The organism is Shinella fusca (assembly GCF_014203155.1).
GTDB classification, from domain to species: domain Bacteria; phylum Pseudomonadota; class Alphaproteobacteria; order Rhizobiales; family Rhizobiaceae; genus Shinella; species Shinella fusca.
In genome coordinates this window covers 46,511-63,945 of sequence record NZ_JACHIK010000022.1, presented here as the reverse complement: position 1 = coordinate 63,945, position 17,435 = coordinate 46,511, and the positions used below count along the sequence as shown (strand labels likewise).

Annotated in this window: 18 protein-coding genes; 6 read left to right on the top strand and 12 right to left on the bottom strand. The window is 66.8% G+C overall.

Annotated elements, in window-relative coordinates; all coding sequences use genetic code 11:
- Positions 1 to 312 precede the first annotated feature (312 nt).
- Together HNQ66_RS21420 and HNQ66_RS21415 are read left to right on the top strand one after the other, a co-directional pair.
- Positions 313 to 1,470 (top strand): PA0069 family radical SAM protein, encoded by a 1,158-nt coding sequence (locus HNQ66_RS21420; protein WP_184146585.1) that lies wholly within the window; start codon positions 313 to 315, stop codon positions 1,468 to 1,470.
- A 147-nt stretch (positions 1,471 to 1,617) separates the two neighbouring features.
- Positions 1,618 to 2,286 (top strand): ribonuclease HII, encoded by a 669-nt coding sequence (locus HNQ66_RS21415; protein WP_184146583.1) that lies wholly within the window; start codon positions 1,618 to 1,620, stop codon positions 2,284 to 2,286.
- A 271-nt stretch (positions 2,287 to 2,557) separates the two neighbouring features.
- On the opposite strand, the gene HNQ66_RS21410 is transcribed toward HNQ66_RS21415, so the two are convergent.
- From HNQ66_RS21410 to HNQ66_RS21355, 12 genes are all read right to left on the bottom strand, one after another.
- Positions 2,558 to 3,043, bottom strand: a complete 486-nt coding sequence (locus HNQ66_RS21410; RefSeq protein WP_184146581.1) for a F0F1 ATP synthase subunit B — start codon at positions 3,041 to 3,043, stop codon at positions 2,558 to 2,560.
- 10 nt (positions 3,044 to 3,053) lie between these two features.
- Positions 3,054 to 3,686 carry a F0F1 ATP synthase subunit B gene (locus HNQ66_RS21405; protein ID WP_184146579.1) on the bottom strand — a complete coding sequence of 211 codons (633 nt, stop codon included), beginning with the start codon at positions 3,684 to 3,686 and terminating at the stop codon, positions 3,054 to 3,056.
- 88 nt (positions 3,687 to 3,774) lie between these two features.
- Positions 3,775 to 4,002 (bottom strand): F0F1 ATP synthase subunit C, encoded by a 228-nt coding sequence (locus HNQ66_RS21400; RefSeq protein ID WP_160861648.1) that lies wholly within the window; start codon positions 4,000 to 4,002, stop codon positions 3,775 to 3,777.
- A gap of 65 nt (positions 4,003 to 4,067) precedes the next feature.
- On the bottom strand, positions 4,068 to 4,820 hold the full coding sequence (locus HNQ66_RS21395; protein WP_184146577.1) for a F0F1 ATP synthase subunit A: 753 nt from the start codon (positions 4,818 to 4,820) through the stop codon (positions 4,068 to 4,070).
- 60 nt (positions 4,821 to 4,880) lie between these two features.
- Positions 4,881 to 5,249, bottom strand: coding sequence for an AtpZ/AtpI family protein (locus tag HNQ66_RS21390; RefSeq protein WP_184146575.1), 369 nt, complete (start codon positions 5,247 to 5,249; stop codon positions 4,881 to 4,883).
- A gap of 277 nt (positions 5,250 to 5,526) precedes the next feature.
- Positions 5,527 to 6,615 (bottom strand): cell wall hydrolase, encoded by a 1,089-nt coding sequence (locus HNQ66_RS21385; RefSeq protein WP_380780865.1) that lies wholly within the window; start codon positions 6,613 to 6,615, stop codon positions 5,527 to 5,529.
- 304 nt (positions 6,616 to 6,919) lie between these two features.
- Entirely contained in the window at positions 6,920 to 8,806 is a 1,887-nt protein-coding gene (locus HNQ66_RS21380) for a potassium transporter Kup (protein WP_184146573.1), read from the bottom strand.
- A gap of 14 nt (positions 8,807 to 8,820) precedes the next feature.
- The gene (locus HNQ66_RS21375; protein ID WP_184146571.1) at positions 8,821 to 9,804 is read right to left on the bottom strand and encodes a CorA family divalent cation transporter; all 984 of its coding nucleotides are present in this window, start codon (positions 9,802 to 9,804) and stop codon (positions 8,821 to 8,823) included.
- 277 nt (positions 9,805 to 10,081) lie between these two features.
- Complete coding sequence (gene apbC / locus HNQ66_RS21370) at positions 10,082 to 11,263, bottom strand: iron-sulfur cluster carrier protein ApbC (RefSeq protein ID WP_184146569.1); 1,182 nt, start codon at positions 11,261 to 11,263, stop codon at positions 10,082 to 10,084.
- A gap of 130 nt (positions 11,264 to 11,393) precedes the next feature.
- Positions 11,394 to 12,140 carry a helix-turn-helix transcriptional regulator gene (locus tag HNQ66_RS21365; RefSeq protein ID WP_184146567.1) on the bottom strand — a complete coding sequence of 249 codons (747 nt, stop codon included), beginning with the start codon at positions 12,138 to 12,140 and terminating at the stop codon, positions 11,394 to 11,396.
- A gap of 81 nt (positions 12,141 to 12,221) precedes the next feature.
- Complete coding sequence (locus HNQ66_RS21360; RefSeq protein WP_184146565.1) at positions 12,222 to 12,956, bottom strand: helix-turn-helix transcriptional regulator; 735 nt, start codon at positions 12,954 to 12,956, stop codon at positions 12,222 to 12,224.
- Between the two features lie 259 nt (positions 12,957 to 13,215).
- Positions 13,216 to 13,953, bottom strand: a complete 738-nt coding sequence (locus HNQ66_RS21355; protein ID WP_184146591.1) for an IclR family transcriptional regulator — start codon at positions 13,951 to 13,953, stop codon at positions 13,216 to 13,218.
- Between the two features lie 155 nt (positions 13,954 to 14,108).
- On the opposite strand from HNQ66_RS21355, the gene HNQ66_RS21350 reads away from it, so the two are divergent.
- Genes HNQ66_RS21350 through HNQ66_RS21335 form a run of 4 tightly spaced genes read left to right on the top strand, consistent with a single transcriptional unit; the run spans position 14,109 to position 17,329 of the window.
- Positions 14,109 to 14,870 (top strand): SDR family NAD(P)-dependent oxidoreductase, encoded by a 762-nt coding sequence (locus HNQ66_RS21350; protein WP_184146563.1) that lies wholly within the window; start codon positions 14,109 to 14,111, stop codon positions 14,868 to 14,870.
- A complete protein-coding gene (locus tag HNQ66_RS21345) occupies positions 14,870 to 15,799 on the top strand; it encodes a 2-dehydro-3-deoxygalactonokinase (RefSeq protein WP_184146561.1) in 930 nt (309 codons plus the stop codon). The genes HNQ66_RS21350 and HNQ66_RS21345 overlap by 1 nt, the downstream gene beginning before the upstream one ends.
- 10 nt (positions 15,800 to 15,809) lie before the next feature.
- Positions 15,810 to 16,448 (top strand): 2-dehydro-3-deoxy-6-phosphogalactonate aldolase, encoded by a 639-nt coding sequence (locus HNQ66_RS21340; RefSeq protein ID WP_184146559.1) that lies wholly within the window; start codon positions 15,810 to 15,812, stop codon positions 16,446 to 16,448.
- Positions 16,445 to 17,329 (top strand): SMP-30/gluconolactonase/LRE family protein, encoded by an 885-nt coding sequence (locus HNQ66_RS21335; protein ID WP_184146557.1) that lies wholly within the window; start codon positions 16,445 to 16,447, stop codon positions 17,327 to 17,329. The genes HNQ66_RS21340 and HNQ66_RS21335 overlap by 4 nt, the downstream gene beginning before the upstream one ends.
- Positions 17,330 to 17,435 lie beyond the last annotated feature (106 nt).

Sequence of the window (17,435 nt, the reverse complement as noted above, 5' to 3'; positions counted from 1 at the left end):
TCCTCACCATCCTCAACGCAATCATCCGCGACGGTAAACCATGGAAAAACGCTTGACCACAAAGACAGTCGCTCTCCCCGCAAGCGGGGCGAAGGGGTATGTTGCGCCGGCTTCCTCAAACAATATCTGCTCGTCAGGCACGTCCCCTCGCCCCGCTTGCGGGGAGAGGGTTAGGGTGAGGGGCAAAGCGGCGTATACCGTTTTCCGCGCCTTCCACGAGAAGCCCCTCCAATTTTGTTCTTGCAATGTTCTCATTCCGGCGATAGGAATATAGTCATTGAATCGGGGCGGATGGCCCCGTCGGAGACAGCCATGAACGATCTTGTAAGCCTCAGGCAGGGCGCGCTTGCGCCCGGCCATGCGAAGGACGTTGCCGAAGCGTTGCTGGCCGAGACGGGCCTGCGCGTCGATACGGAGCGCCGGCGCGGCCGGGGCGCCGGGCTGAACTTCACCGGCCGGTTCGAGCCGCTGACGCGCGAGGGGTTCGACGACGGCTGGCAGACGCTGGAGGACCTGCCGCCCTTCCGCACGGAAGTGCAGGTGGAAAAGCCGCGCGCCATCATCACCCGCAACGAATCGCCCGACATTCCCTTCGACCGCTCGATCAACCCCTACCGCGGCTGCGAGCACGGCTGCATCTATTGTTTCGCCCGGCCGACCCATGCCTTCATGGGCCTGTCCGCCGGCCTCGATTTCGAGGCGAAGCTGTTTGCCAAGCCCGATGCGCCGAAGCTGCTGGAGCGGGAGCTTTCCAGGCCCGGCTACAAGCCGCGCGTCATCGCCATCGGCACCAATACCGACCCCTACCAGCCGATCGAGAAGGAATGGCGGATCATGCGCCAGATCCTCGAGGTGCTGGACAAGGCGAACCATCCGGTCTCCATCGTCACCAAGTCGGCGCTCGTCATGCGCGACATCGACATCCTCTCGCGCATGGCGGCGCGCGGGCTTGCCTGGGTCGGCCTTTCCGTCACCACGCTCGACCGCAAGCTCGCCCGCACCATGGAGCCGCGCGCCGCCACGCCGCCGCGCCGGCTGGAGGCGATCCGCGCGCTCTCGGAGGCGGGCATCCCGACCGCCGTCATGATGGCGCCGATCATTCCCGGCCTCAACGACCACGAGATCGAGCGGGTGCTGGATTCGGGCAAGGCGGCCGGGGCGCTGGAGGCAAGCTACGTGCTCCTGCGCCTGCCGCTGGAGGTGAGCCCCCTCTTCCGCGACTGGCTGCTGCGCAACTATCCCGACCGCTACCGCCACGTCATGTCGCTGGTGCGCTCCATGCGCGGCGGCAAGGATTACGACGCCGAGTTCGGCAAACGCATGAAGGGCGCCGGCCCCTATGCCTGGCAGATCGCCCGCCGCTTCGAGATGGCCTCCAAGCGGCTGGAGCTGACGCGCACGCGCCGCAATCTCGCCGTCGACCAGTTCGTGCCGCCGTCGGGCAGCGGCGTGCAGCTCTCGCTGCTATAAAGCCGCAGCGGCGGCTTCCTGCCGCGCCGCATTATGAGATCGGCCGGGCGACGTCGCCCGGCCCCTATCTCCGGTCCGCTTCCCCGCGCTGACCGGCGTTCCTCCGGCATCCGCCTCCTGCCGGAGGACTTGCAGGGAATCGGATGGATGTGCGAGGTTCGCCGCATGTCCCGTCCCGCATCCTCCGATTCCCGCCTTCTTTTCGACCTGCCCGAAGGGCCGGATTTCTCCATGGAGCTTGCCGCCCGCAAGCACGGGATCTGGCCGGTCGCCGGCACGGACGAGGCAGGCCGCGGGCCGCTCGCCGGCCCCGTCGTCGCCGCCGCCGTGGTGCTCGACCCGGAGAATATCCCGCCCGGCCTCAACGATTCCAAGCAGCTCAGCGCCGCGCGGCGCGAGGCGCTCTTTGCCCTCATCATGCAGAGCGCCTTCGTCTCCGTCGCGTCCAGCTCGTCGCGGCGAATCGACATCATCGATATCCGCAAGGCGAGCCTCGATGCCATGCGCCGGGCCGTGGCGGGGCTGGAGGTCGCGCCGAAGCTGGTGCTCGCCGACGGGCGCGACGTTCCGCCGGGCCTTGCCTGCGAGGGCCGCGCCGTCGTCAAGGGCGATGCCCGCTCGCTCTCCGTCGCCGCCGCCTCCATCGTCGCCAAGGTGATGCGCGACCGCATGATGGCCCGCGCCGACGCCACCTTCCCGGGCTACGGCTTCGCCGTCCACGCCGGCTACGCCACCGAGGTGCACCGGCGGGCGATCGAGGCGATTGGGCCCTGTCGCCTGCACCGCATGAGCTTCCGGCCGCTGCGGCAGGAGTGAGGTGCGGCGACGGCGTGCCGCAGGGCGTGGATCCTCGGGTCAAGCCCGAGGATGACGATGGAAGGGAGGGAAGGCGAACCTAGGCAAGGGTTCCGCATGCCGTATCCTTGAATGGGTCTGCAAACATCCCCTCCCCACCGTCATCCTCGCCTCCCCACCGTCATCCTCGGGTTTGACCCGAGGATCCACGCCATCCGGTACGTGCTCCCCGCAGACGCAAAAAAGGCCGGATCGCTCCGGCCTTTTTCAAATCGTCCGATGAGGGCGCCGCTTAGTTGAGGCGGGCCTTCACTTCGCTGATCGCGTTGTCGAAGAGCGCCTTGCCGGTCGCGGCATCGGCCTTGGCGGCGATGACCTTCTCGGCGGCGGCGACGGCAAGGTCGACGGCGGCGGCGCGCACGGCGTTGATCGCGTCGGCTTCCGCCTGCTTGATCTTCTGCTCGGAGAGCGCCGTGCGGCGGGTGACGTATTCTTCCGTCTTCTGCTTGGCGTCGGCGGTCAGGGCGCTCGCCTCGCGTTCGGCGGCGGCGACGATGCTTGCGGCTTCCGCCTCGGCATCCTTGCGCTTGCGCTGGTATTCGGCCAGCAGGTGCTGGGCCTCCTCGCGCAGGCGCTTGGCCTCGGCCAGTTCGTTCTGGATCTTTTCCGCGCGTGCGTCGAGACCCTTGGCCATCATGCCCGGCACCTTGAGATAGGCGATGAGGGCAAGGAACAGGAGGAAGCCGACGAAGGCGAAGAATGTTGCGTCGAATGCCATGGGAACCTCCTTATTCGCCTGCGGCCGTCTTCACGGCCGAAGCGACTTCGGCCTTGGTGGCCTTGGCGCCGATCAGCTGCTCGACGAGCGCGCCGGTCGTGTCCTCGGCGATCGTGCCGACATCGGCAAGCGCCTTGGCCTTGATCTCGGCGATGCGGGCCTCTGCGCCGGCGATCTTGTCCTGCAGCGAGGCTTCGATCTTGGCGCGCTCGGCATCGGCCTTGGCCTTGGCTTCGTCGCGGGCGGTCGAGGCGATCGCGTTGCCCTTGGCGCGAGCGGAGGCCAGTTCCTGCTCGTAGGAGGCGATGGCGGCGTCCGCTTCCGCCTTCAGGCGGGAGGCCTCGTCGAGGTCCTGCGCGATGCGGTCATGGCGCGTCTCGAGAATGCCGCCGATACGCGGAATGACGAGCTTCGACATGAGAAGATAGAAAAGACCGAAGGTGATCGCCAGCCACAGGACCTGCGATGCGAACGTGGTCTGGTCGAAAGGCGGGAAGACGCCGGAGGCGTGCTCTTCACCGTGTGCCACACCCGTCTCGGTGTGCACTTCGCCCGCCGGCTGCGCCGCATGCGTGTCCGCAGGGGTTTCCGCCTGGGCGATTTCGAAAGGGGTGGACTCGGCCGACGCCGGGGTCACGGACATGCTCACCTCCAGGGGGCATTCACAATCATGTACTCAAGCGTACGATGGACCACGGCCCGAAGGGCCATGGTCCGGTCCTCGGCCGATATCAGACGGCGAAGAGGAGAAGGAGAGCGATGAGCAGCGAGAAGATGCCCAGAGCTTCCGTAACGGCGAAGCCGAATACGAGACGGCCGAACTGGCTGTCGGCAGCAGACGGGTTGCGCAGAGCACCGGAGAGGTAGCTGCCGAAGATGTTGCCGAGGCCGAGGGCCGTGCCGGCGAGACCGAACGTGGCAAGACCTGCGCCGATGAACTTTGCTGCTTCCGCTTCCATGTTGAACTCCTTGAATGGGTTGTTGCGGCTTTTAAGCGACGCCCGTGGGCGCCGGCGACTGTTTCCTAGTGACCACCCGGATGCAGGGCATCGTTGAGGTACATGCATGTCAGGACTGCGAAGACATAGGCCTGCAGGAACGACACGAGGAATTCGAGACCCGTCAGGGCGACGGTCATGAGAAGGGGCAGGATCGAGCCGGCGACGCCGATGGCGCCGAACGCGCCCAGCGAGGCGACGAAGCCTGCGAAGACCTTAAGCGTGATGTGGCCGGCCAGCATGTTGGCGAAAAGACGGATCGACAGGCTGATCGGACGCGAGAGGAACGAGATGACCTCGATCGAGACGACCAGCGGCAGGAGCGCGCCGGGAACGCCGGACGGCACGAAGAGCTTCAGGAAGCCGAAGCCGTGCTTGAAGAAACCGTAGAAGATGACCGTGCCGATGACGAGCAGGGCCAGCGTGAAGGTGACGATGATCTGGCTGGTGACCGTGAAGAAATAGGGCACCATGCCGATGAGGTTCGCCGTCAGCACGAACATGAAGAGCGAGAAGACGAACGGGAAGAACTTCATCCCGTGGCTGCCCGCCCCGTCCCGCAGCATCGATGCGACGAACTCGTAGGACATTTCGGAGACCGACTGCAGGCGGCTCGGAACGAGGCCGCGCTGGGAGGTCGTGAAGTAGAGGAAGCCCGCGGCGACCGCGACCGTCGCGACCATGAACAGCGAGGAATTGGTGAACGAGAAATCGATACCGCCGATCTCGATCGGAACAATCTTGTTGACCAGGAACTGGTGGGTCGGATCGTTTGACACCGTGTATCTCTCTCGCTTGCCCGCCTTGCGGCGGAAGTCACCCTAATTGAGACCGCGCCGTCAGGCGCCGTCCTTCGTCTTACTTCCGTCCCGCCCCGCCAGCCTGTCGACCGGGTGGGGCGATGCCACCATGCCGGCCGCGCGCATGACGTTCAGAACGCCGGCACCGAAACCGAGGAGCAGGAGTGCGATCATCCCCCACGGCCCTGTACCCGCAAAATGGTCCAAAAGATAGCCCAGAAGCGCCCCGACGATGACGGCGGCGACGAACTCGCTCGAGAGCTTCATGGCGACCGCATAGCCCGTCCGGCTCTCGGCTGCCCGCGTCTCGGCGGCTTCTTCCGCCCCGTCCGTCCTGCGCTTCTCCGCGAGTTCCGCGTCCAGGCGCTTCAGCCGGTCTTCCAGACTTCCCTTTTGCTGATCGGTCATGGCATCCTCACATTCTTTCCGGCGGTGCTTTCGCCCCATTGCGGACATATTGAAGGCTAGGATTCAAGCCAATTCCGACCCCTTTCGAAGTCGGGCGCAACATAGTTTTAGGTGCCTGCATAGTCAAGGCGTGGCAGAGCTTTGCGCGACTGCAAATAAATCAAATAAAATCAATAGATTATCGTGAATCGCGCGTCAGGGTGCGACTCTCCGCCCGGGAATCGCGCGCGCCGCGGGGCGGACTCACCGCACCGCGCAGGGGCGGGCTTGCCGCCCGTCAGCTCCAGCCGCCGCCATAGGTGCGGTAGAAGATGTGCTTGCCGATCTTGGAGACGCGCTGCATCGTGCGGCCCCACGGCGGGTTCACGTAGGTGGCGTGGTAGTGCGTCGCCGAGCCCACGTCGTCGAGCCAGATCTTGCCGGCCGTCACGGCCATGGCGATCTCCTTGGCGGTCTTCCAGTTCCACGGCGAGAGGATGAGATCGGGAATGCGGTCGCAGGCGAACGAGAACTGGCAGCGCCCGCGCATATGCTCGTTCTGGTAGACGACGCCGCAGATCGTGTTGGGATAGGCGGGGTTGCGCACGCGGTTGAGCACAACCTGCGCCACCGCGGCCTGGCCCCTCGGCTGTTCGCCGCGCGCCTCGAAGTAGATGGCCTCGGCAAGGCACTTCTGCTCCCTGGCGGTGAACACCTCCGCCGGCAGCACGCTTGCGGCCCAGGCATGGTCCTCGGGCGAGATGTCCGGAATAAAGCGGCCCGCCTCCTTCTTCGGCTTCAGGATGGAATCGAAGGGGGATTCGCGGGCATAGTCCGGCTCGACGCGGGCATAGGCGGTCGCCAGCACGTCGGCGGTCTCGTTGGTGACGAGGCTTGCGATCATCGGCGAGACGCCGTCGTCCGCATGGACCGGCTTCTTCTTGTAGAAGGCGGTGGCGATCTCGATCTCCTTGCCCTTGATCTTCGGCCGGGCGAAGGCCATGCGCTCGCCGCTGTCGAAGAGGGGCGAGAGGAGCGAGCTGGTGCGCTCCAGGATGGAGCCGGCGGCAAAGCCCTTCGGCGGCGTCACGGGCAGCACCGCCACGATGCGCCCCTTCTTGTCGCGCCGGTTGACGCGGTCCTCGTCGGGCGTGCCGCCCTTGCCCTTGCTTTCGCTGCGCAGCGCCGCCGTGCGGCCGTCCGGCAGCTCCACGCCCGCCCCGCCCTCGATGCCGCCCGTCGTCATGGCGTCGGCGAAGGCGATCTCGACCTCGTGCACCGAGCCGGCGGGCGAGCGGGTGAGCACCATCGTCTCGTTGCCGCCCTTGCGGTTGATGCCGGCGAGATAGGCGGCAAGGTCTGTGCGGGCCGATTGGGTGGGAAGGATCGCGACGAGGCCGAGGCCGAGCGCGAGGGGAAGTTTCCATTCCCGTTTCAGGGCGGCGAGAAAGGGAAAACGGCCTGCCCGGGCATGACGAACGCTACGCTTACGCAACTGTTTACTCCGCACTTCCACGCATGCGCAGGCCCCTCGCGCCGACGCATGCCGGCGTGTCGTCCTGCCCGGATAAGATCGTATGGGAGCCTGCCGCGCCGAGGCACGGGCCTTGAACGGCTCGTTCTCAGGCTAAAATGAAGCATTAACCTTGATGGTTGGTTAATGCCGGCGGCCGGCAAATGGGGAGGCGGCGTCAGATGACGACGTGCGAGCCGAGTTCGACCACGCGGTTGGTCGGCAGGCGGAAGTAATCGGACGGGTCGGCCGCAAGGTCGGCGAGCGCGATGAACAGGCGGTCCTGCCACATGGGCATGCCGGATTGCGCATCGGGCACCAGCTTGCGGCGGCCGAGATAGAACGAGGTCGACATGATGTCGAACTTGTGCCCGGCCTTGCGCAGGAGGCCGAGCGCCTGGGAAACGTTCTGCGTCTCCATGAAGCCGAAGCGCATTTCTATGCGCGCGAAACGCTCGGAGATCTTCTCCACCGCGAAGCGCTCGGCGGGGATGACGCGCGGCGTGTTGGCGGTCTTCACCGTCAGGATGAAGTTCTGCTCGTGCAGGACGTGGTTGTGCTTGAGGTTGTGCAGGAGCGCGGCCGGCGCGAAATCCGGGTCGCTGGTGAGGAAGATCGCCGTGCCGGCGACCTTGACCGGGGCATGGGCGCTCTCCTTTTCCACCGACTTGACGAAGGCCGGCAGCGGCACCTCCGTGCGGCGCGTCTTCTCGCGCAGGATGCGCGTGCCGCGCGTCCAGGTCCACATCAGGATGACGACGCCGCCGGCGATCGTCACCGGCACGTAGCCGCCGTCGTGCACCTTGAGGAGGTTGGCGCCGAGGAAGGTGAGTTCCAGGAGGAAGAGCGGGGCGAGCGCGGCGGCGGCCGCAAGCGGCCGCCAGCGCCAGCGGATGCGCAGGAACTCGAAGGCGAGGACGGTCGTCACCACCATCGCGCCGGTGACGGAGATGCCGTAGGCGGTCGCCAGCGCCTCGGAGGAGCCGAAGATGAAGACGAGCACCATCACGCCGAAGAGCAGCACCGTGTTGACGCCGGGCAGGTAGATCTGGCCGGTCTGGGTCTCGGAGGTGTGGAAGATCTCCATGCGCGGCAGGAAGCCGAGATGGATCGCCTGGCGGGTCAGCGAGAAGGCGCCGGTGATCACCGCCTGGCTGGCGATGATGGTGGCGGCCGTCGCCAGGACGACGACGGGCAGCAGCGCCCATTTGGGGAACATCAGGAAGAACGGGTTGTCGACCGCCTCCGGATGGGCGAGCACGAAGGCGCCCTGCCCGAGATAGTTCAGCGTCAGCGCCGGGAAGACGAGACAGAACCAGGCCCACTGGATCGGCCGGCGGCCGAAATGGCCGAGGTCCGCGTAAAGCGCTTCGGCGCCCGTCACCGTCAGGAACACCGCGCCGAGGACGACGAGGCCGACATAGCCCTCGTTGACCATAAAGAGCACGGCATACCAGGGATTGAAGGCGGAGAAGATGGCGAGGTCGTCGCTGATATGCTCGATGCCGCCGAGGCCCATGACGAGGAACCAGACGGCGGTGACCGGCCCGAAGAACTTCGAGACCGCGGCCGTGCCGAGCGACTGGACGGCAAAGAGCATGACCATGATGACGACGGAGATGGGCACGACATAGTCGGCGAGCGTCGGCGTCACCAGCTTCAGGCCCTCGACGGCCGAGAGCACCGACAGGGCCGGCGTGATCATGGCATCGCCGATGAAGAGCGCCGCGCCTGCCGCGGCGAGGAAGAAGAGGACGGTGGTGCGCTTGCCGGCCGTCTTCGTCAGCAGCGCCAGAAGCGAGAGCGTGCCGCCCTCCCCGTGGTTGTCGGCGCGCAGGAGGAAGAGCACGTATTTCAGCGTGACGATGATCGTCAGCGTCCAGATCATCAGCGAGATGAGGCCGACCACCTCGGTGCGCTGGAGGCCGTCGCCGGCCACGGGCCGCAGCGCCTCGCGGAAGGCATAGAGCGGGCTCGTGCCGATGTCGCCATAGACGACGCCGACGGAACCGAGGGCGAGAAGGAACAGCGTACGCGCCCGGCTATGGGCCTGCGGTGCTTGCATGGGAGCGATCCGGCCTAGAGCCAGCCTTTCCAGCGGAAGAAATAGAAGGGAAGAACCGCCGACAGGACCATCGCGCCGAGCGTCACCGGATAGGCGAAGGGGACGTGCAGCTCGGGCATGAACTCGAAGTTCATGCCGTAGATGGAGGCGATCAGCGTCGGCGGAAGCAGCACGACGGAGGCGATCGAGAAGATCTTGATGATGGCGTTCTGCTCGAGGTTGATGAGGCCGAGCGAGGCGTCGAGCAGGAAGGTGATGTTGCCGGCGACGAAGTTCGCGTGCTCGGACAGCGACTGCACGTCGCGCGTCACCGCACGGCAGAGCTCCAGGCTCTCGCGGTCGGACTGGAGCGCCGGCAGGCCGTGCAGGAAGGTCAGGAGCCGCGACAGCGACATGAGGCTGTCGCGCGTCTTGGCGAGCAGGCGGTGAAGGGCCGAGACCTGCACGACGCGGTCTTCCAGATAGCGCGGCGGGCGGCGGGACAGGTGGCGGTTCTCGCCGAACACTTCGAGGGAGAGCCGGTCGGCGCGCGCCACGGCGATTTCGAGGATCTCGGCGGTGCGGTCGGCGATGGTCTCCAGAAGCCGCGTGATCATCACGGTCGGCGAGGAACAGCCGCCGGGGATGCGGTGCATGCCGGCCTTGAAGAGCGCAAAGGAGCGCGGCTCGGCATAGCGCACGGTCAGGAGCTTGCCGTCGGTGAGGATGAAGGCGATGTCGGTGAGGTGCGGCAGGTCGCTTTCGGCCTTCACCATCAGCGAGGCCGTCATGTAGGCGGCTTTCTCGTCGGTATAGAGGCGGCTCGACGGCTCGATGTCCTTGAGCTCGTCGCGGGTCGGCACGTCGAGGGAAAGCACGCGCTCGATCAGCGCCTCGTCCTCCTCGGTCGGCTCCAGGAGATCGACCCACACGGCCCCGGCCAGCGCCTCGGCGGCGGCGGAATCGTCGTTCGTCGGCAGGCTGCGCGCCTCGCCGTTGGGACGGAAAACCGTGATCACCGGCGAATGGCTCCGCAACGGACCATCGCGCTTACTCCTGGTTAAACACCGCCGGGCGGCAGGCGCGCGATATTGCGCAACGCACTATAAAAATCAAGGGCCTCTTGTTTTTGGGGTGTTGACGGCGTGCCGGGTGGCTTACCCCCCTCTGGCCTGCCGGCCATCTCCCCCACAGGTGGGGAGATTGAATCGTGGCACCGCCTCGCCCCAAGCCGATCTCCCCCCTTGTGGGGGAGATGCCCGGCAGGGCAGAGGGGGGTGTTCGGAGGAAGAACGCCTACTCGAACACGATCGCCGGCGCGCCGCGCTCGCCCTTGCCCTTCAGCGTTTCCAGCTCCTGCCAGACGCGGGTGGCGATCTCGCGGTAGACCTTGGCGGCCGCACCGTCCGGGTTGGAGACGACGACGGGGGTGCCGGCGTCCGAGGTCTCGCGGATGTCCATGGTCAGCGGCACCTCGCCGAGGAAGGGCACGCCGATGCGCTCGGCTTCCTTGCGTGCGCCGCCATGGCCGAAGATGTCGTAGCGGTTGCCGGTATCCGGAGCGATGAAATAGCTCATGTTCTCGACGATGCCGAGCACCGGCACCTCGACCTTCGAGAACATGTTGAGGCCCTTGCGCGCGTCGATGAGGGCAAGGTCCTGCGGGGTGGAGACGATGACGGCGCCGGCAAGCGGCACCTGCTGGGCCATGGTGAGCTGGGCGTCGCCCGTGCCCGGCGGCATGTCGACGACGAGCACGTCGAGATCGCCCCAGGCGACCTCGCGCAGCATCTGCAGGAGCGCCGACTGGATCATCGGCCCGCGCCAGATCATCGCCACCTCCTCGTCGACGAGGAAGCCCATGGACATGACCTTGATGCCGTAGTTCTCCATCGGCTTGATCGTGCGGCCCTCGAGCTGCTGCGGCCGGCCGGAGATCTTGAGGAGCCGCGGCATGGAGGGGCCGTAGATATCCGCATCGAGCACGCCGACGCGAAGGCCGTTCGCCTTGAGCGCCAGCGCGAGGTTCACCGCCGTGGTGGACTTGCCGACGCCGCCCTTGCCGGAGGCGACCGCGATGATGGCGCCGACGCCCGGAATGCCGGCCTTGGCGCGCTGCGGCGCTCCGCCCGGTGCGCCGTGGGCATGGCCGGCATGGCCCTGCGGGGCGCTACGGCCGGGCGGCGGGGGCGCGGGCGCGCGGGCGGCGGCGGGGCCGGAGGCGGAGCGCTTGTCCGCCGTCAGCGCCACCATGGCCGCCGTGATGCCGGGGATTTCCTTGACGACGCGCTCGGCGGCGGCGCGCATCGGATCGAGCTCACGGGCGCGCTCGGCCGGCACGGTGATGGAGAAATAGGCCTTGCCGTCTGAGATGAAGACGTCGGAGACCAGCCCCAGATCGACGATGTTGCCGTCCATGTCCGGCCCGCGCACCGTGCGCAGCCGTTCCAGCACCTGTTCCTTGCTTACGTCCGTCATGAAACCCTCGAAACCCTATAGCGGCCATGCCGGCCGCTTCTTCCCGTAGATAGTGCACGGCGAAGCCGCCGCCAAACGAATTTACCTGCGACGAGAGGCAGCGGCTTTGCGGCAGAGCATGGAACTTCGATCAGGCGATGAGCCCGCGGCGGATGGCCTTGACGACGGCCTGGGTGCGGTTGACCGCCTCCAGCTTGCGGGTGACCTGGTTGAGGTAGTGGTTGACCGTGTGCTCGGAGAGGCCGAGGATTTCGGCGATCTCCAGGCTGGTCTTGCCCGCGGCCGTCCAGCTCAGGCACTGGATCTCGCGGTCGGTCAGCACCACCTGGCCCGACTTCCAGGCCGCGCCGATCTCGGCCAGCCGGTTGAAGAGATGGACGGAGATCATCTGCAGCATCAGCCGGTCGTCGCGGCCGAGCGTCGGGCTTTCCCCGCCCCAGACGACCGCGCCGCGGTTGCCGAGGGCGTCGTGCACCGGGAAGAAATGGCCGATGAGCATGCCGTGGCTGTTCATCAGGTCGAGCACTTCGCTGAAATCCGCCTGCTCGGAGGATTCGCCGATCCATTCGCGCATGTCGTAGGAGAAGGGCACCGTGGTCAGGCGCAATTTGCGGATGCCGGCGCTGTGGCGCACCATGCGCAGCGCGTCGTACTTGGCAAGGATCTCCTGCGGCCAGTTGCTGACGACGGAATAGGCCGACAGCTTTTCCGCCTCGAAGCCAGGCAGCGTGAAGACGATGAAGTATTTGAGGCCGTATTCCTCGCACTTGCGCCGCATGTAGCGCACGATATCGAACTGCGTTTCGAGGGCGGCGATCTCCGCGCCTTCGTCCTGAAGCTGGTTTTCGCCGCTGCTGGTCTCGTCAGGCGTCATCATATCCCGCCTTCCGTCGTCTTCGCCTCGTGCAATCGGAGCAGAGCCATATGAATTCCTGAAAAACAACGCGGTGAATATGCATTAGTTCAAAAGTCCGGCGCGGATCGCCTTGGCGACCGCCTGAACCCGGTTGACCGCGTCGAGCTTGCGCGTGGCGCGGTTGAGGTAATGATTGACCGTATATTCCGAAAGGCCGAGGATTTCCGACATCTCCACGCTGGTCTTGCCGGCCGAGGCCCAGGACAGGCACTCGATCTCGCGGCGCGACAGCGAGACGTGCTGCCGGCGCCCGGCGCGGTGCTCCAGGATCTCGGTGAAGGCGCGGTTGGCAACGGCGTTGAGCTCGGCCATCTCGCGCGGGTTCAGCGCCTCGCGCATGCCGCCGAAGGCGAGCGCGCCGCGCTGGCCGGCCGAGTTGTGCGCCGGGAAATAGGCCCCGCGCGACAGGCCGTGCCGCTCGAAGAGATCGGCGGCGATCGTCGCCTTGCCGTCGGCGCGGCGGCGGTTCGTGCGCTCGGCGTCGTAGACGAAGGGATTGGTGCTCTGGCGCAGCCGCTCGATGACCGGACTGCCGAAGATGAGGCCGGCATGGTCGTAGGTCTTGAGCATATCGTCCGGCCAGGAGGTGAGCAGGACGTTGGAGGAGAAATCGGTCGAGGTCTCGGAGGGGACGGTGATCAGCAGATAGCCGCGGAACCCGAAGCGGGCGGCAAGACCGCCCAGCGTTTCGGCAATGTCGTCCTCGGTACCCGGGACGACCGGGCTCGCGCCCCAGCCGCGGGACTGTGCAGACGCCGTATAGAATCGATCCGCCATATCCATCTTCCTTCAGCACGCACGCAAGACGCGGCAGCCCCTGCCGGCGCAATGCACTGCTTGCCTCAGGAACCCCCGTATCCCAATGCAAGTATGTTCGAAGTACCGCGCCTCAAGTCGCGGGCGGCGACGCAGCTCCAGGCCGGTCGAAAGGGAAGCTAATGACGCCCCTTTCCCACGTCCAGCGCGATTTTCTAATTTACCGTAAATTGCCCTCATAAGACAACCTCGCGATCATGAATGCATAAGTAAGCTCGACTTATCGTTGCGGGCCGAGCCTTGCCGAGAGTTCCGCGGTGATGGCGCGGGCGGTATCGCGCACCAGCGGCGCCCATCCGTCCAGCCTCTCCTCGCCGACCCGGTAGGCGGGCCCCGTGACGGAAACGCCTGCGGCGAGCGCGCGTTCCGCATCGAAGACGGGCGCGGCCACGCAGCGGATGCCGGGCTCGTGCTCCTCCCGGTCGAAAGCGACGCCCGACCGGCGGATCGCCTCGAGCTCGGCGAGGAGCCCGGCCCGGTCGGTGATCGTCGCCGGCGTGAAGCGGCGATATTCGATGCCCGCCAGGATCGTATCGAGCGCGGGGCCGGACAGCGCGGAGAGCGCGGCCTTGCCGACGCCGGTGCAATAGACGGGCGAGGCATTGCCGATCTGCGAGTTCATGCGCACGGCCTGCCGGCTTTCCACCTTGTCGAGATAGATGATCTCGCGCCCGCGCAGGACGCCGAGATGCACGGTCTCGCCCGTCTCCCGGTGCAGCGCCTCCAGGAAGGGCGCGGCGACCATGCGAAATTCGTTGCGGGCCCAGCTCGCCGAGGCGAGCTTGAGGAGGCGAAGGCCCGGCACATAGGCATGGTCGGCGTTGAGTTCCAGGAGCCCTTCCTGCACGAGATGGGAGAGCTGGCGGTGCAGCGTGCCGCGCGGCTGGCCGCTGAGGGAAAGCACGTCGGTGAAGCGCATCGGCCCTTCGGCGAGCGCCACCGCCTCCAGCACGGCCATCGCCTTGCCGAGCGTGCCGGTGCCGCCATCCTCGTCTTCCCGCTGCCGTATCGTCACCGCAGGCCCCTTTTGCTTGACAGGGCTCGCATCCTAGCGGAATAATTCCGAATAATCAAACTCGGTTCCACATATTGGAACATTCTGGGAGGATTGCGATGGCCGGCCGGTATCCGGACCTTGCAGGACAGGGCGTGCTCGTCACCGGCGGCGGCTCGGGCATCGGCGCGGCGCTGGTGCGCGCCTTTGCCGCCGAGGGCGCGCGCGTCGCCTTCCTCGACATCGCCGAGGCGGAAAGCCGCACGCTGGTCTCGGAGCTGGAAGGCAAGGTCGAGCACCTTCCCCATTATAGAAGGGTCGATCTGCGCGACATCGCCACCCTGCGCGCGGCCGTGGAGGAAGCGGCAGGCCTGCTCGGCGGCATTCGCGTCCTCGTCAACAATGCGGCGCGCGACGACCGGCACGATCTCGAAACCGTCCAGCCGGACTATTGGGACGAGAACCAGGCGGTCAATCTCCGCCACCATTTCTTCGCCGCGCAGGCCGTCGTGCCGCACATGCGCGAAGGCGGGGGCGGCGCGATCGTCAACTTCTCCTCCATCGCCTATCTTCTCAACATGGGCGAGCTTCCGGGCTATGCGGCAGCCAAGGCCGGCATCATCGGCCTCACCAAGTCGCTCGCCGGCAGGCTCGGGCCGGACAATATCCGCGTCAACGCCATCCTGCCCGGCATGGTGCTGACCGAGCGGCAGAAGCGCCTGTGGATCGACGAGGCGGCGATGGCCGGCGGCATCGCCCGGCAATGCCTCAAGCGCTCGCTCGTCGCCGAGGACATGGCCGGCCCCTGCCTTTTCCTGGCGTCGGAGGCTTCCGCCGCCATCACCGCACAAACGCTCATCGTCGATGGAGGCATGCTCTGATGACCGATACCGCCCGCGAAGCCGCCTATGTGGCTGTCGACTGGGGAACCTCCAGCTTCCGCCTCTGGCTGATCGGCCGGGACGGCAATGTCGTCGCCGAGCGCCGCAGCGGCGAAGGCATGACGACCGCCGCCCGTACCGGCTTTGCCGCCGTGCTGGAAAGCCACCTTGCCGCCGTCGCCGCGCCCGCCGGCCTGCCGGTCCTCATCTGCGGCATGGCCGGGGCCAAGCAGGGCTGGGTCGAGGCCGGCTATCTCGATACGCCCGCAGCGCTCGCCGACATTCCCGCCGCCGCCGTGCGCGTTCCCGGCAGCAAGGCGGATATCCGCATCCTGCCCGGCCTTGCCCAGCGGGACGCCGCCGCCCCCGACGTCATGCGCGGCGAGGAAACGCAGCTTCTCGGCGCCGCATCCGCGCTCGGCGGCGGAGACCACCTCGTCTGCATGCCCGGCACGCACAGCAAATGGGTGCGCCTTTCCGGCAGCCGGGTCGCGGGCTTTTCCACCTTCATGACGGGCGAGCTCTTCGAGGCGATCGCCAGGCACACGATCCTCAGCCATTCCATCGCAGATGCCGGGGCGATCTCCGGCGACAATGCCGCCTTCCGCGCGGCGGTCGCGCGCATGGTCGAAAATCCGGCGCTCGCCACCAGCCAGCTCTTTTCCGTGCGCGCAGGTGCGCTGATCGCCGGGCTCTCGCCGGAAGACGCCAAGGCCCGCCTTTCCGGCACGCTGATCGGGCTGGAGATCGCCGGCGCCCTCTCGCTCGTCGCCGAAGGCACGCCGGTCGCGCTCGTCGTTTCCGGCGGGCTCGGCGCACTCTATAAGGAGGCGCTTTCCGCCGCCGGCCTTTCCGCCACCGTCATCGATGCCGATACCGCCGTTCGCAACGGCCTTGCCGCGGGCGCCAGGGCGCTCTGGTCCCTCTAAGGAAACGAACATGAGCCGCATTCCCTTCCCCCCCATGACCTATCCGCTGATCGCCATCCTGCGCGGCCTCAAGCCGGGCGAGACCGAGGAGGTCGTCGGCGCGCTGATCGAGACCGGCTTCACCGCCATCGAGATCCCGCTGAATTCGCCCGAACCGTTCAGGTCCATCGAGATCGCGGTGAAGATGGCGCCGGAGAACTGCCTGATCGGCGCGGGCACCGTGCTGACGGTGGACCATGTCAACCGCCTTGCCGATGTCGGCGGCCGGCTGATGGTGAGCCCGAATGTCGAGCCGGACGTGATTTCCACGGCCGCGGCCAAGGGCATGGTGACGATGCCCGGCGTCTTCACGCCCACCGAGGCGCTTGCCGCCGCGAAGGCCGGCGCGACGGGCCTCAAATTCTTCCCGGCGAGCGTGCTCGGCCCGTCCGGCATCCAGGCGATCCGCGCCGTGCTGCCGGCCGAGCTGGAGATCGCCGCCGTCGGCGGCGTTTCCGACAGGAACTTCGCCGACTATGCCGCCATCGGCCTGCGCAGCTTCGGCCTCGGCTCCAGCCTCTACAAGCCGGGCATGAGCGGGGCGGACGTGCGCGCCCGCGCCAAGGCCACGATCGAAGCCTACGATGCCGTCTATGGAGTTTCCCGATGATCGAAACCCACGCCTTTACCGGCCGCATCCTCTGCGAGACCGACTGCCAGCTCGGCGAAGGCCCGAGCTACGACCCCGCAAGCGGCAAGGCCTTCTGGTTCGACATCCGCGGGCAGAAGCTGCATGAGCTTCACCTTGCGACCATGACCAAAGCCGTGCACGACCTGCCCTTCCTCGGCAGCGTGCTCGCCGTCATCGACGCGGAGCGCCAGTTGATCGTCTCCGACCAGGGGCTCTTCGTCCGGCATGTCGCGGACGGCCGGCTGACGCCCTTCGCCAAGCTCGAGGACAAGCCGCAGAACCGCTCCAACGACGGGCGCGTGCACCCCTCCGGCGCGCTCTGGGCGAGCACGATGGGCCGCGGGGCGGAAAAGAATGCCGGCGCGATCTACCATGTCGCAGGCGAGCGGGTGACGGAGCTCTATTCCGGCATCACCATCCCGAACGCCATCTGCTTCTCGCCGGACGGCGGCACGGGCTACTTCACCGATTCGGCCCTCAACCTGCTGATGCGCGTGGCGCTCGATCCTGCGACCGGCCTTCCGACCGGGGACCCGCAGGTGCTCAGCGACGAGAGCGGCACGCCGGGAGACGTGGACGGGGCGGTCTGCGATGCGGACGGGCTCATCTGGAACGCCCGCTGGGGCATCGGCGCCGTCGAGGTCTACCGGCCGGACGGCACGAAGATCGCCCGCTACGCCGTGCCGGCCACGCAATCGAGCTGCCCGGCCTTCATCGGGCCGAAGGCCGACCGGCTGCTCGTCACCTCCGCCTGGCAGGACATGGACGCGGCGGCCCGCCGCGCCGACCCGGATGCCGGCAAGACCTTCGAGCTCGGCATTGCGGTCAAGGGGCGGTTCGAGCCGAAATTCGCGCTCTGAACCGCCTCTCCTGCATGGCTGTCATCAAAAAGAGGGCAATTTTCATCGGAACCAAACCGGGGGGACATCGTTCCTTGTCCATCAGCCGGCGCGGAACAGGTATTCG

Bases quoted from the DNA above. Each gene is read 5' to 3' on its own strand.
- HNQ66_RS21420 (WP_184146585.1), top strand. From the start codon at position 313: ATGAACGATCTTGTAAGCCTCAGGCAGGGCGCGCTTGCGCCCGGCCAT.
- HNQ66_RS21415 (WP_184146583.1), top strand. From the start codon at position 1,618: ATGTGCGAGGTTCGCCGCATGTCCCGTCCCGCATCCTCCGATTCCCGC.
- HNQ66_RS21410 (WP_184146581.1), bottom strand. From the start codon at position 3,043: ATGGCATTCGACGCAACATTCTTCGCCTTCGTCGGCTTCCTCCTGTTC.
- HNQ66_RS21405 (WP_184146579.1), bottom strand. From the start codon at position 3,686: ATGTCCGTGACCCCGGCGTCGGCCGAGTCCACCCCTTTCGAAATCGCC.
- HNQ66_RS21400 (WP_160861648.1), bottom strand. From the start codon at position 4,002: ATGGAAGCGGAAGCAGCAAAGTTCATCGGCGCAGGTCTTGCCACGTTC.
- HNQ66_RS21390 (WP_184146575.1), bottom strand. From the start codon at position 5,249: ATGACCGATCAGCAAAAGGGAAGTCTGGAAGACCGGCTGAAGCGCCTG.
- HNQ66_RS21380 (WP_184146573.1), bottom strand. From the start codon at position 8,806: ATGCAAGCACCGCAGGCCCATAGCCGGGCGCGTACGCTGTTCCTTCTC.
- apbC (WP_184146569.1), bottom strand. From the start codon at position 11,263: ATGACGGACGTAAGCAAGGAACAGGTGCTGGAACGGCTGCGCACGGTG.
- HNQ66_RS21365 (WP_184146567.1), bottom strand. From the start codon at position 12,140: ATGATGACGCCTGACGAGACCAGCAGCGGCGAAAACCAGCTTCAGGAC.
- HNQ66_RS21360 (WP_184146565.1), bottom strand. From the start codon at position 12,956: ATGGCGGATCGATTCTATACGGCGTCTGCACAGTCCCGCGGCTGGGGC.
- HNQ66_RS21355 (WP_184146591.1), bottom strand. From the start codon at position 13,953: ATGGCCGTGCTGGAGGCGGTGGCGCTCGCCGAAGGGCCGATGCGCTTC.
- HNQ66_RS21350 (WP_184146563.1), top strand. From the start codon at position 14,109: ATGGCCGGCCGGTATCCGGACCTTGCAGGACAGGGCGTGCTCGTCACC.
- HNQ66_RS21345 (WP_184146561.1), top strand. From the start codon at position 14,870: ATGACCGATACCGCCCGCGAAGCCGCCTATGTGGCTGTCGACTGGGGA.
- HNQ66_RS21340 (WP_184146559.1), top strand. From the start codon at position 15,810: ATGAGCCGCATTCCCTTCCCCCCCATGACCTATCCGCTGATCGCCATC.
- HNQ66_RS21335 (WP_184146557.1), top strand. From the start codon at position 16,445: ATGATCGAAACCCACGCCTTTACCGGCCGCATCCTCTGCGAGACCGAC.